11 protein-coding genes are annotated in these 12,885 nt (G+C 72.2%); 6 read left to right on the top strand and 5 right to left on the bottom strand.

Annotated elements, in window-relative coordinates:
• The first annotated feature begins 6 nt into the window (after positions 1-6).
• The 4 genes from DEI89_RS12220 to DEI89_RS12205 all read left to right on the top strand — a co-directional run bounded on the left by DEI89_RS12220 (position 7) and on the right by DEI89_RS12205 (position 4,149).
• Entirely contained in the window at positions 7-1,086 is a 1,080-nt protein-coding gene (locus DEI89_RS12220) for an iron ABC transporter permease (protein ID WP_258366280.1), read from the top strand.
• Positions 1,083-2,216 carry an iron chelate uptake ABC transporter family permease subunit gene (locus tag DEI89_RS12215; protein WP_110904332.1) on the top strand — a complete coding sequence of 378 codons (1,134 nt, stop codon included), beginning with the start codon at positions 1,083-1,085 and terminating at the stop codon, positions 2,214-2,216. The genes DEI89_RS12220 and DEI89_RS12215 overlap by 4 nt, the downstream gene beginning before the upstream one ends.
• Entirely contained in the window at positions 2,213-3,064 is an 852-nt protein-coding gene (locus DEI89_RS12210) for an ABC transporter ATP-binding protein (protein WP_110904331.1), read from the top strand. The genes DEI89_RS12215 and DEI89_RS12210 overlap by 4 nt, the downstream gene beginning before the upstream one ends.
• A gap of 68 nt (positions 3,065-3,132) precedes the next feature.
• Positions 3,133-4,149: an ABC transporter substrate-binding protein gene (locus DEI89_RS12205; protein ID WP_110904330.1), complete on the top strand. Its 1,017-nt coding sequence runs from the start codon at positions 3,133-3,135 to the stop codon at positions 4,147-4,149.
• Between the two features lie 92 nt (positions 4,150-4,241).
• Here DEI89_RS12205 and bla read toward each other — a convergent pair whose 3' ends face one another.
• The 4 genes from bla to DEI89_RS12180 form a co-directional block, all read right to left on the bottom strand.
• Positions 4,242-5,183: a class A beta-lactamase gene (gene bla, locus DEI89_RS12200; RefSeq protein ID WP_110904329.1), complete on the bottom strand. Its 942-nt coding sequence runs from the start codon at positions 5,181-5,183 to the stop codon at positions 4,242-4,244.
• Positions 5,180-6,253: a LacI family DNA-binding transcriptional regulator gene (locus DEI89_RS12195; protein WP_110904328.1), complete on the bottom strand. Its 1,074-nt coding sequence runs from the start codon at positions 6,251-6,253 to the stop codon at positions 5,180-5,182. Before DEI89_RS12195 ends, bla begins: the two co-directional genes overlap by 4 nt.
• A 122-nt stretch (positions 6,254-6,375) precedes the next feature.
• Entirely contained in the window at positions 6,376-10,368 is a 3,993-nt protein-coding gene (locus DEI89_RS12185; protein ID WP_181421629.1) for a sugar-binding protein, read from the bottom strand.
• Between the two features lie 276 nt (positions 10,369-10,644).
• Entirely contained in the window at positions 10,645-10,953 is a 309-nt protein-coding gene (locus DEI89_RS12180) for a hypothetical protein (protein ID WP_110904327.1), read from the bottom strand.
• Positions 10,954-11,096: 143 nt separating this feature from the next.
• Between DEI89_RS12180 and DEI89_RS12175 the strand changes: the two genes are divergently transcribed.
• Positions 11,097-11,624 carry a MarR family winged helix-turn-helix transcriptional regulator gene (locus DEI89_RS12175; RefSeq protein ID WP_110904326.1) on the top strand — a complete coding sequence of 176 codons (528 nt, stop codon included), beginning with the start codon at positions 11,097-11,099 and terminating at the stop codon, positions 11,622-11,624.
• A 14-nt stretch (positions 11,625-11,638) separates the two neighbouring features.
• Here the strand turns inward: DEI89_RS12175 and DEI89_RS17750 are convergent, their stop codons facing one another.
• Entirely contained in the window at positions 11,639-11,806 is a 168-nt protein-coding gene (locus tag DEI89_RS17750) for a hypothetical protein (RefSeq protein ID WP_181421628.1), read from the bottom strand.
• Positions 11,807-12,245: 439 nt separating this feature from the next.
• Between DEI89_RS17750 and DEI89_RS12170 the strand changes: the two genes are divergently transcribed.
• Positions 12,246-12,878, top strand: coding sequence for a TetR/AcrR family transcriptional regulator (locus DEI89_RS12170; protein ID WP_110904325.1), 633 nt, complete (start codon positions 12,246-12,248; stop codon positions 12,876-12,878).
• Positions 12,879-12,885: the final 7 nt, after the last annotated feature.

Genomic DNA, 12,885 nt, shown 5'->3' with positions numbered 1-12,885 from the left:
GCTTCCGTGCCACCCCCTCCCCTCGCTGTCCCGACCGCGCCGGCCGCCCTGCCCGGAGCGGTGATCGGCGCCTCCGGGGTGCACCGACGGACGGCCCGACGTCGTGTGGCGGTGCTGCTCGGGCTGGCCGTGCTGGTCCTCGCCGCGGCGGTCGCGAGCATGCTCCTCGGCAGCAACCACATCGGTGCCGACCGGGTGTTCGCCGGCCTGACCCGGACCGGATCGGGGACCGACGAGGCCATCGTCTGGGGCTCCCGTGTCCCGCGCACCCTGATCGGCGCGAGCGTCGGTGCCGCGCTCGGGATCGCGGGCCTGCTCATGCAGGGGCACACCCGGAACCCCCTCGCCGACCCCGGCCTGTTCGGCGTCTCCGCGGGCGCCGGCCTGGCGGTCGTCCTCGGCGCGTTCGTGTTCGGCGTGACGAGCACCAGCGCCTCGGTCTGGTTCGCTCTCGTCGGCGCGGTCGTCGCGAGCGTCGTGGTCTTCTCGGTGACCGTCGCTGGCAGCGGGACCGCCAGCCCGGTGCCGCTCGCCCTGGCGGGGGCCGCCGTGTCCGCCCTGCTCGGCGCGCTGACGTCCTTCATCGTGCTCACCGACCAGGATTCCCTCGACGCCTACCGCCTGTGGGTCGTCGGGTCCCTGTCCGGTCGGCAGCTCGACGTGCTCGCTGCGGCATGGCCGTTCATGGCCGTCGGCCTGGTGCTCGCGATCTGGAACACCCGCGCCCTCGACGCACTCGGCCTCGGGTCGGAGCTGGCGAAGGGCCTCGGCGAGGACCTGCTCACCGCGCGGCTCGTCGGCCTCGGCGGCATCACCCTGCTGGCCGCCGGCGCCACCGCCGCGGCCGGTCCGATCGCCTTCGTCGGCCTGACCGTGCCGCACGTCGCCCGCGCCGTGGTCGGGACCGGTCACCGGTGGACCCTGCCGGCGTCGGCACTGCTCGGGGCCGTGCTCGTCCTGGCCGCGGACGTCGTCGGGCGGCTGATCGGCGGGTTCGCCGAGGTCGAGGTCGGCATCGTCCTGGCCGTCATCGGCGGTCCGGTGTTCGTCGCCGTCGCCCGCCGCCGATCGCTGGTCTCACTGTGAGCGCCACCACGCGGGTCGACACCGGCACGCCCACGAACGCGCCCGCGCCGACGCCGGGTCCCACGCCGACCGCCACCGCCCCCCGTCGCGGCATACGGATCGGCCCGGTCGGCCTCGCCTGGCGCCCCCGCGTCCTCACCACCTCCGTCATCGCGGTCGTCGCGGCACTGCTGCTCGTCGTCCTCGGTGTCGCGATCGGCTCGACGTTCATCGCCCCGGGCACCGTCGTCCGCGCCCTGCTCGGCCTCGAGTCCGGGCCGGACCAGTTCATCGTGTCGACCCTGCGCCTCCCCCGCGTCCTGACCGGTGCACTCGTCGGCCTGACGCTCGCGGTCGCCGGAGCCCTGACGCAGACCTTCACCCGCAACCCGCTCGGGACGCCGGACATCATCGGCGTGACCTCCGGCGCGAGCGTCGGCGCGGTGGCGGCGGTCGTCCTCGGCGGCGGCAGTTCCTCGGTCAGCGCGCTGGTCCTCGGCGGCGGCATCCCCGTCGCCGCGACGATCGGTGCCCTGGTCGCGGCGACGATCGTCTACGGTCTCGGCTGGCGCGGCGGCGTGCAGAGCCACCGGCTGATCCTGGTCGGCATCGGGGTCAGTGCGACGCTCGACGCCGTGACGAGCTACCTGCTCGTCCGCGCGAAGATCACCCAGGCCACGGCCGCGTCACAGTGGTTGGTCGGCAGTCTGTCGAGCACCTCGTGGACGACGGTGTGGCCGCTGCTGGTGATCGCCGCGGTCGGGGTGCCGATCGCCCTGGCGACCTCGGCCGCACTCGGCATCGGGCAACTCGGCGACGAGGTCGCCACCGGCGTCGGCCTGGGCGTCCAGCGCCACCGGTTGCTCGTGATCGGGCTGGCGGTCGTGCTCACCGCCGCTGCGGTCGCGGCCGCCGGCCCGGTCGGCTTCGTCGCCTTCGTGGTCCCGCAGATCGCGCTGCGGATCGCGGGGACGAACCGGCCGCCACTGCTGCTGTCGGCAGCGCTCGGCGCGGTCCTGGTCCTCGGCGCGGACCTGCTCGCCCGCTCGGCCTTCCCCTGGCAGGTACCGGTGGGCATCGTCACGACCGTGATCGGCGCCCCCTACCTGATCTGGCTCCTCATCCGTCACCGCAAGGAGATGTCCCGATGACCACGACGACCCCCTCGGTCGCGCCCGCGACGCCAGCCGCTGCTCGCGAGCACGCCGCCCCCGTCCTGGAGGCCCGTGCTCTGTCCGTCGGCTACGACCGGACCGCGGTCATCCGGGACCTCGACCTGACGATCGAGCGTGGCACCGTGACCACGTTCCTCGGTGCGAACGGGTGCGGCAAGTCGACGCTCCTCAAGGCGCTCGGCCGCGTGCTCAAGCCGCAGGCCGGCGAGGTGCTCCTGGACGGCTCGCCGATCCGGAAGGAACCGAACCGGGCCGTCGCGCGGAAGCTCGCGATCCTGCCGCAGTCACCCCTCGCTCCGGCCGGGACGAGCGTGCTCGACCTGGTGATGCGCGGCCGGAACCCGCACCAGTCCTGGGCCCGCCCGTGGACCGCCGAGGACGCTGCCGTGGCCGAGGACGCCATCGCCGCCACCGGCCTGACCGACGTGGCGCACCGCGACGTCGCGAGCCTGTCCGGCGGACAGCGCCAGCGGGCCTGGATCGCCCTGGTGCTGGCGCAGCGGGCGGACACGCTCCTGCTCGACGAACCGACGACCTACCTGGACCTCGCGCACCAGCTCGACGTCCTCCGGCTCGTCCGACGGATCAACCGGGAGCAGGGCTCCACGGTCGTGATGGTCCTGCACGACCTGACGTTGGCCGCGCGCTACTCCGACCGGCTCGTCGTCCTTCACGACGGCGGTGTCGTGGCCGACGGCACACCCGCCGAGGTCCTCACCCCGGCCGTCCTCGAGCGGGCGTTCGGCCTGCACGCCCGCGTGGTCCCGGACCCGGTGACGGGGGCGCCCATGGTGGTCCCGGAGGCCGACGAACACGACGTGTGACGCGCCTCTCGGCCGGGAACCGTCCCGGAACTGGTGGATCCACTCAGGTTAGGTTAGGCTCACCTAACGTGAACACTCTCCGCCGCGGCACGGTCCGTGCCGCCCTCCTGACCGCCGTCACCGCGACGGCCCTCATCCTCACCGGCTGCTCGAGCACCGGTGGATCCGACGACGCCGGCGACCGCACGAGCGCGTCCTCCCGCGCCTGGTCGTACGAGGACGCCACCGGAGCGACCGTCAAGGTCGACCACACCCCGAAGCGCGTCGTGGTCCTCAACGACATCGCGATCTCGTTCATCGAGTACGGACTGCGCCCGGTCGGCACCTTCGGACAGCTGACCATGGCGAAGGACCAGCGCTTCGAGGGCCTGGCCACGAAGGGCATCACCCAGCTCGGCACCGGCTACGGCGACATCGACCTCGAGAAGCTCGCGGCCCTGAAGCCCGACCTCGTCGTCACCTCGGTCTACCCGACGGACGCGAAGGGCACGCTCGACACCACGCAGCCGGCCTACGGCTTCAAGGACAAGGAGCAGGAGGAGCAGGTCGCGTCCATCGCACCGATCGCCCAGGTGAAGTGGGGCGGCGAGGGCGAGGACGTCATCGAGCACATCGCCGACCTGGCCGAGTCGCTCGGGGCGAAGGAAGACACGGTCGAGGCCGCCGAGCAGGACTTCGACACCGCCAAGGGCGCCCTGCAGAAGGCAGTGCAGGAGAACGACCTCTCCATCGTCTCGATGTACGCGGACGGCGACGGCGCCTACGTCACCCGCCCGTCCGACGAGCCGACGCTGCAGATGTACACCGACTTCGGCGTCGACTTCGTCGTCCCGAAGCCGAAGGGCTGGTACTGGGGCATCTACAGCTGGGAGAACGCGGGCCAGATCTCGGGCGACATGATCCTGCTGTCGCAGCAGGGGTACCAGGTCTCGGACCTCGAGAAGCAGCCGACGTTCGCGGGCAACGCGGCCCTCGAGGCCGGCCAGGTTCACAGCTGGACCTTCCCCGCCCTCGACTACGCCTCGCAGGCCGACTACATGACGAAGCTCGCGGGCTGGATCGACGACAGCAAGCCGGTCTCCTGACGCAACCGGACGTCGGACGGGAGGCTCCCCACCAGCTGGTGGGGAGCCTCCCGTTGTGTCGTCCGCGCGCGCCCGCGCGCCGCGCGTCGGCGTCAGCCGTGCAGCGCCGCGACGGCCGTCCGGGTGGCCGCGGCGACGAGCGCGTCGTCCGGCTCGGCGTCCGCCGTCGACCGGCTGGTCATCACGACGAGGACGATCGGGGCCCCGCCGGGTGGTGTGACGATCCCGACGTCGTTCCGCACCCCGTGGGAGCCGGTGCCGGTCTTGTCCGCGACGGTCCAGCCCGTCGGCACCCCGGCGCGGATCGTCGCGTCGCCGGTGGTGGTGCCCGCCATCGTGTCGACGAGCAGCTCCCGGTCGTCCGGCTGCAGGGCGTCGCCGAGCAGGACCGTCCGCAGGTCCGCGGCGAACTGGGCCGGCGTGGTCGTGTCACGGTCGTCGCCCGGGGTGGCCTCGTTGAGGTCCGGCTCGATCCGGACGACCTGTGTCACCTGGTCACCGATCCCGCGGAGCCACTGCTGCACGACCGACGGGCCGCCGACCCGCGCGACGAGCAGGTTCGCGGCCGTGTTGTCACTGGAGCGGAGCATCGCGTCGAGGAGCGCGCGGACGGTCATGCCCGAGCCGACGTGCTGCGAGGTCACCGGGGCGTACGAGAGCAGGTCGCGCTGCTCGATCGGCACGACGGCGTCGAGGTCGGCGGGTGACGCGTCGTCGAGCACGGTCGCGGCGATGAACACCTTCGCCGCCGATGCGAACGCGAAGCGCTCCCCGGCCCGGTGCGTGACCGTGGCCCCGCTGCCGGTGTCGATCGCGACGACACCGAGGCGGGCGTCGTGCGCGCCCTCGAGCCCGTCGAACGCCCGCCTGGTCGCGGCACTCATGGTGGCTGCCGGCGCCGGCGAGGCACTCGCGCTCGGCGTCCGGTCCGCGACACCCACCGGCGCCGTGGCTGTCGGCTGGCACCCGGCGACGCCGAACGGCAGACCGAGCGCGAGCCCTGTGACGACGGCGAGCGCGACGGAACGCCTCACGGTCGCTCCGGCCGGGTGGTGGTCCGCAGGGCCAGCGACCAGGGAGCAGTGGGCGCCTCGGTCACCTGTCCGAGCGCGAGCAGGGCGCACTGGGTGCCCTGCTCCTCGAGCGCCTGGTGCACGCTCGTCAGCCCGTGCTGCGCAGCCTCCGGGGAGTCGTCCCAGCCGCTCACCGCGACGTCCCCCGGTGTGCTCCGGCCGGTCTCGGTGAGGACGTCGAGCACCGCGAGGGCGAGTTGGTCGCTCATCGCGACGACGGCGTCCGGCGCGGACTCCTGGGCGTCGGCACCGCCGAGCAGTTCCTCGATGACGGGTCGGGCGTCCTGGCGGTGGTTCCGTCCGACGACCGCGACGGGGACGTCGGCCCAGCGGTGTCCCGCGGCCTCGACCGCGTCCCGGTAGCCGCGGAGCCGCTGACGGGCCCCGGGGAACCGGACGTCGTCGAGGGCGGGACCGTGGACCACCGTGGCCTCCTGCTCGTCCTCGAGGGCGAAGCTGACGACGGCCGGACGTGCGGCGCCGGCGAAGGTGGCGGTGGCGACCGCTGCCGCCGCTGACCGGTCGTCGATCGTGACGACGTGCACCCGACCCGCGACCTGGTCGACATCGGGCCGCGCTCGGAGCGAGTCCGGCTCGGCGCCCTGGATCGCGACCCGCCGCCCGGAGGCGACGACGGCGTCGAGCAGGGGTCCGTCGGACACGCCGGTCCAGAGGACGAAGGCGTCGGCGGCGGACTCACGGATCCGATCGGCGTCCCGGGCGTCACCGTTCACCGGCACCAGGGTCAGGCTCTGCTGGAACTCGACGCACACCGACGCGACGCCGGCCAGGAACCGGCTCGACTCCGGGTCGTCGAAGGCGTAGGTCAGCCCCTCGCCGACGACGACGGCGATGCTGTTGCTCCGACCCTGGCGCAGGGAGCGGGCGGCCGGGTTCGGTCCGGCGTACCCGAGGGCCGTCGCGGAGGTCTCGACGCGGGCCCGGGTCCCCGGGGAGACCCGGTGCGGGGCGCTGTAGGCGTAGGAGACCGTCATCACGGACACGCCCGCAGCACGTGCCACGTCGGCCATCGTCACCCTCGTCCGGTCCGGCACCTTCCCACGATAGTGCGGGCCGCCTGCCGGTCCCCCGTGGGCTGTACCGCGTGCCGGAGCGGCACCTGCCGCCGGACCGTCGGTCCGGCGGCCGGTCGTCACTCGTCCCCGCTGCCCGGGGTGGCGCCCTCACCGCTCATCCGGCGCCGTCGGACCACGGCCGCCGTCAGACCGGCGGCCAGCAGGACGGCTGCGAGCACCGACAGGGGCACCAGGAGGTCGCTCCCCGTGAAGGCCAGTGATCCGGGCCTCCCGTCGGGGACCGTGCCGCCACCCGTGCCGGCACCCGGGCCGGTCCCGTTGCCCGCGCCCGGGTCGGTACCGCCGCCGGCGCCGCCGCCGGCGCCACCACCACCGGCACCGGCGCCGTCCGTCGCTCGGGTGATCGTGAGCGACCGCGAGGTCGCGGTGCCGTCCTCGGAGCCGGCACGCGACGCGGTGACCCGGACCGCGATCCGGTGTCCGGCGTCGGCCGCGGCGACCAGGTAGGTCGCCGGCGACGACGCCGCCCGCGCCCGCGCCGCGGCGACCGGCTCGCCGTCACGGAGCCACTGGTACCGGAACGTCAGCCCGTCGGTCGACCACGTACCGGGGTGCGCGGTGAGGGTGCTGCCCACGGTCGGCTGACCGGAGATGGTCGGCAGCTCGGTCGCCGTGGGGGCCGGCGTCACGGTGGCTTCTCCGAGACCGATCGTGACGGACTCCGTGCCCTTCGGCAGCGTGACCGTGCCGGCGGCCCGGTCGACCGTCGCGCCCGGGACGTCGACGCTGGAGATGTTCCCCTCGAGGGCGAGGAGTTGCACGCTGATGCTCGGGACCTCCTGCAGGTCGCCCGAGAACCTCAGGTGCACGGAGTCGTCGTCGGCCGTCATGGCGTATCCGACACGGCCGCCGTCCCGGACCGGGAAGCGGTCGAGCGCGACCTGCTTGCCCGTGGAGACCCAGTCGGCCGGGACTCCGCGGCCGACGATGAGCGAGCCGTCGGACTTCAGCGAGAGGAGCGAGTCGAACAGGACCTTCGTGCCCATCGCCTGACCCCACATGTGCTGGTCGGACCCGCCGCCGCCGGACGCGTGGTCGATGTCCCACGGGGAGTCGGCCTTCGGGTGGTCCACGCCCTCCCACCAACCGAACGGGCCGCTCTGGGAGTGCTCGATCATGAACTGGTAGGCCTTGATCCCGATGTCGCGGTGGTCCTCGCCGCGCAGTGCCGCCCCGCCGTACCCGGCGTTGTACGCGCTGGAGTAGTAGCCGTGCGGGTACCCGCCGAAGTTCGCCGGGGAGTCCGACACCTCCTTCCGTCGGTCGATGCCGTAGGCGTAGGTCTCGTCGATGCTGTCGAGCATCGTGCCGGCCTGCGGCATGTCGTAGAGGTAGCTGTCCCACGCCCAACCGCCGAACAGGAACATCGACGCCCAGTTCGCGTCCCGCGGGTCGCTCCGGGGGCCGGTCTCGTTCGGCTCGTCCATCGCCATCGGCATGTAGTCGATGCCGAACTCGCTGCGGGTCGCGTCGAGTCGTGCGTTCGCCGCCGCCATCAGGCTGTCGTACTCGGACTGCGCCCAGCTCGCCTCGGCGTCGTCGCCCAGCCGCTCCGCGAGGTAGCGGTAGGTCGACAGGCCGTAGAGCGCCGACCAGTTGTCGACCGTCCAGTGGCCGTCGGAGTCGATGGCGTTGGTGATCTTGATGATCCCGGTGCCGTCGTCCTCACGGTCGCTGGCGATCGTGTGGGTGTTCGCCCGGATCGTGGCGAAGTGGTCGCGCACGAACGTGTCGTCCCCGGTCCGCTCGAGGTACATCGCGTACGGCGCGCTGTACTTCCACTTGGCGTCCTGGTACTGCAGCTCGGCGGGCAGCGTCGCGAGGTAGTCCTTCGCGTACGCGAAGTCACCCATGTTGAGCAGGTTCGAGACGATGCCGATCGTGTCGTGGTCGAACATCTCGTCGTACCCGTTCTCGCCCACGTGCAGCTGCTTCTGCCCGTCGACGTCGTCCCGGATGATCAGCGTGTAGATGTAGCCGGCCTTGTAGGCGTCGATGAGGCTCGGGTCCGGCAGCGCCGTGATGTCGGCGACGGTGGCGAGCCGGTCGTTCCAGTAGGTCCGCATGTGGGCGTAGTGGTCGTCGTAGCTGCCGAGCCCGGCGATCTGCGCGTCGGAGGGCCAGGCGTACGTGCCGCCGAACCGGTCTGCTCCGACGGCGTAGTCGCGGACGACGGTGGCACCCGGATCGACGGTCGTGGCCCGGCTGGAGCCGTCGAGCGGCACCAGCGCGGACGAGACCCGGGGCAGCGTGGCGGCGGTGTCCGTCGTGTTCGTCACGGTCATCCGCGAGTACGCGACCTCGTACCGGTTGCCGCCGACGGTGGCCTCGTCCGCGAAGCTCTGCACGGAGATGTCGAGCCCGGCCTTGGCGTAGCGGCTGACGAACGCCGGCAGGTAGCCCTCCGCGTTCTCCCAGCTGATCTTGCCCGGGATGTCCGGCACGCCGAAGGTGATCATCGTGTCGCCGTGGTCGCGGAGGCGGTAGCTGCCGTCGATGAACGCGATCGGAGCGTCGACGTCTCCTTCCCACCCGAACGAGCTCGTGAGCCCGGGGTGGCTCTGCCAGGTGTACCGGGCGCCACTCGCACTCGCGGTGACGGCGGCCAGCGCCGCTCGGAGCATGTGTGTCGCGCTCTGGACGTCGGCGTCGCTCGAGCCGGGGTCGTCGAGCAGCGCCGAGGCCGTCGCGGCCTCCGCCTCGAGTTGCGCGACGCTCGGCTCGTCGGCGGTGGCCAGATCGACGGTGCGCGCCTGCTGCACCAGGTCGGTCAGTTCTGCCCGGTGGTCCTGCGGAGCGAGGGCGACCCCGGCCAGGGTGACGTTCCCGTTCCCGCCGGACTCCGTCGTCGCGGTGAGCTGCGCGCTGACGCGTGCCGCGGACCCCGCGGGGATCATCAGCGTGTACAGGTGGCTCACCGCGGAGCCGCCCGCCGTCAGTCCGGTGTCGGTGAGGACGGGCTCTGACGTGTCGTCGAGGGCGACGCTCAGCCTGGCGCTGGCCTGCCAGACACCGGCGATGAACTGCAGGGTCCGCGGTGCCCGGTCAGCCCGCACGGTGAGGTCCCAGCCGGACGGCTTCGTGGCGTCGTCGCCCGGAGCGAGGAAGACGCCACCGGTCCGGGTACCGTCCTGCGTCGCCGTCGGGACGCCGTTCGTCCAGCTGTACGTCGTCGGGTTGTCGCCCTGCTGCTTGATCGTGCCCGCCGGGTCACGGTTCACCACGCCCAGGGAGCCGTCGCCGTCCCGAGCCCGGTCCACGGTGGCACCGTCGAGGTGCAGCCAGTCGCTGGTGCCGGCAGCCGTGAGGTCGAGCCGCTGCGGTGTCGGTCCGGCCGTCAGCTGCGGCCCGTCGTCCAGCGAGCGCAAGGCCGCGCCCATGAACGAGACGTTGCCGTCCCGCCCGGTGATCGTCCGCAGGGTCGCGGTGACGACCGCGCCCTCCCCCGGCCGCATGGTCACGGTGGTGCGCTGGACCGCGGCGGACCCACCGGCCGACAACCGGCTGGTCTGGACGGTGGCGCCGTCGGTGGTCGCGACGGTCAGGTCGGCGTCGGCCTGCCAGATCCCGCCGACCAGGGTCAGCTGGCGGGTACCCTGGCCGCTCGGCACGGTGAGGCGGAAGCCCGCGTCGTGCTCCGTGGCGTCGCCGACCGTGGTCAGGTCGTAGCGGTACACGGCTCCGGTGGTCACCCCCGTCGCGGTCTCCTGCCGCGCTCCGTCGGACCACGCGAAGGCGACCGGGCTGTCGGAGAGCGCGACCGTCGGTGTCTCGGGACGGAGGCTCGCCAGCGTCATCGCGTCGATGCGGTCCCGCTTCGTCTCGGTCGCACCCCCGTCGGCGTGCACCCAGTCGAGCCCACCCTGCGCGGTCAGGTCCGTCGTGCCGGCGGCGCCGGCTCCGCCGGAAAGTCGTTCCGCGCCGACGACGAGGGGCTGTGGCGGCTGCGCTGCCGCCGTCGCGGTGAGGGCGGGCGACGCGATCGCCGCCACCACCGCTGCCGCCGTCGTGATGGCCGCGAACGCGCGTCCACGTCTGGTCGTTCTCATCGTCATCTGCTCCAACACCGTCGTCGGGGACTGGCGAGGCAGACGTCGTCGTCCACCCTCCCGGCCCCTCGACGGGGGTCGGCACCGTCACGCTAAGCGGGTCGGAGGCCGGAAGGCAAGCGATTTGTGTATCGATACATGGCGGGCATGAGAACGGGCCGTTCCGGATGGGATCGGAACGGCCCGTTGCCCGGAGCACCAGATCCGGGTTCACGAGCATCAGCTCGCCGGTGCGCCCCTCCCGGCCGAGGACCGGGAACGGCGGGCGACGTCAGGTCAGTTGGAGCGCCCGTTGCCGTCGCGACGGTCGTCGTCGTCCTCGGGCTTGCGCACGCCGGCCTTGGCGATGCCGCGGCTGAGGATGTAGGCCATCGTCACGAGCGCGACGTAGAACCAGGCCTGGTCGGCACCGAAACCGGTGTGGCCCTCGTCGGCGTTGTCGACGACCGCCGACGCGATGAGGATGGCAAGCGACACCACGATCCACGCGTAGAACTCCGTGGTCTTCAGTGCGGACTTCGTCTCGTTCCAAGTGCGACGGACGACGTTGTCGTGTCGTGCGGGGTTTCCTGCCGTGTTCGACATGGGTGTCTCCTTCACATTCTGTGCCACCGGACCCCGGCGGCATCGTTGCGGTCCACACTTGTCTCGCGTCGCTGATTACCAACCCAGTTCCACTTCCCAGGGACCGGTGGGAGCATCGACGGAACGACGAGGGCGGTGTGCCGATGGGTACCGACGACAGGACCAGCAGTTCGCAGCACCTCTACGCCGCGCAGCCGCGGACCGCTGCCGGTGCGGCAGCGCTCGCGAGTCTGCAGTCGCTGAGCGACAGCGTCCACGACGCCGACGAAGGCGCCCTCCGCGCGCTGCAGATGCGCCCGATCGACGCCTTGGCACTGATGCACCTCGTCGACGCAGGCCGGATCGAACGGTTCCTCAGCCCGACCGACCTCGCGCTCAGACTCCGCTTGTCCACGGCGGGAGTCACGAAACTCGTGGACCGCCTCTTCCGGGACGGCCGCGTCGAGCGCCGTCCCCATGTGCACGACCGCCGGCGCGTGGTGCTCGTCCCGACCGCCACGGCGAGTGCCGACCTCGCGAGGGCCTACGGTCACATCCACACGCCCGTCACGGCCGTGATCGACGAACTCAGCGACGACGAAGCCGCCGTCGTCGGGCGCTTCGCCGCACGTCTCGCCGATGCACTCCGTCGTGAGAACACGCCGTCCACGGCGACGCTCCCGCCCGTCTGAGCCGGAGCACGCGGTCAGTCCAGCCCGTTGGTCGTCTCGAACCCGATCCCCAGGACCTCGGCGAGTCGTCGACCCGACTCCTCGGCTTCCGCACGGGTGTCCACCCGGATCAACGGCGTCTTCCCGACCGACAGCAACCACTGCGTCCCGGTCGACCGCGCGCTGATCGAGTTCCGTCCCACGGCTACGCCACCCCTCGGAGTGCCGTCGGGTGGTACCCGCCCACTCCGCGGAAGCAGGACTCACCCAGGTCCTGTGCCAACGGCGAGGAGCGGAGGCGCCGGACGCGGAGGCCCGCGGACCACTCCGGGAGACCGAGCGAGCGGTCGGAGACGGGAGCAGGGGCGAGATGGGAACTGTCGACTTGGAACACGGGTGCCTTCCTGAGGCTGTGTCGTGCGCATCGAACCGGAGTCAACAGTGCTCGATGTGGCTGACGGGGGCTGGGCCAGCTGTTCCAGGGTACGGATCCACACGCCCCCGACCAGGGGGTGGACGGATCCGCGATCATGTGTTTTCATCCACACCTCGGCGAGCCTCGTGCTCGGCCATCGAGGGTCGAACCTGTGGATCACCCCGGTCTGGATGCACCCAGTGCATCGTTGCACCTAGTGTCTTCTCGTGACCCTCTCACCCGACCGCCGTGCTGCCCTCAAGGCGCGACACCGGGAAGCGATCCTGCAGGCTGCCCGCGATCTGATCGAGGAGCGCGGGGAGTTCAGCGTCGACGAGCTCGCGGCCCGCGCCGACGTCGCCCGCCGCACGGTCTTCAACCACTTCGCCTCGCTCGACGAGATCCGCCTGTCCGTGTGCGAGGAAGCCCTGTCGGTGATCATCGACCGGTTCCTCGCGGAGATCGCGAACACCCCGATGGGGGACGGCTCACGCGCAGCGATGTTCGACGAACTCGAGTCCGCCGCCCGCGGTACCGACCTCGCCGGCGCCATCGTCCGGCTGCACCGGATCCTCGGCGAGCCGGAGGAGGACGACCCGAAGGCGGCTGCCCTCACACAGACCGCGTTCGCCCGGGTCACCGGGCGCCTCCGGAGCGAGGTGGCCCGACGGCACCCCGCAGCTGATGCCCTGGACACCGCACTCCTGGTGGACTCGCTGATGAGCGGCATCGTCGTCATCGCCGAGCACTGGTTGGTGACCACCGGCCCCCGCCTGGACGAACAGGCCCGGGACGACTGGGACGCCCTGCTCGGACGGCTCGTGCACAGCGTCCGCAGCGGGTACCTGCCCGACCACTGACCACATC

It is taken from the genome of Curtobacterium sp. MCBD17_030, assembly GCF_003224255.1.
Taxonomy (GTDB): domain Bacteria; phylum Actinomycetota; class Actinomycetes; order Actinomycetales; family Microbacteriaceae; genus Curtobacterium.
The sequence above is the reverse complement of the archived record's forward strand: the minus strand, read 5'-3'. Positions and strand labels throughout refer to the sequence as shown.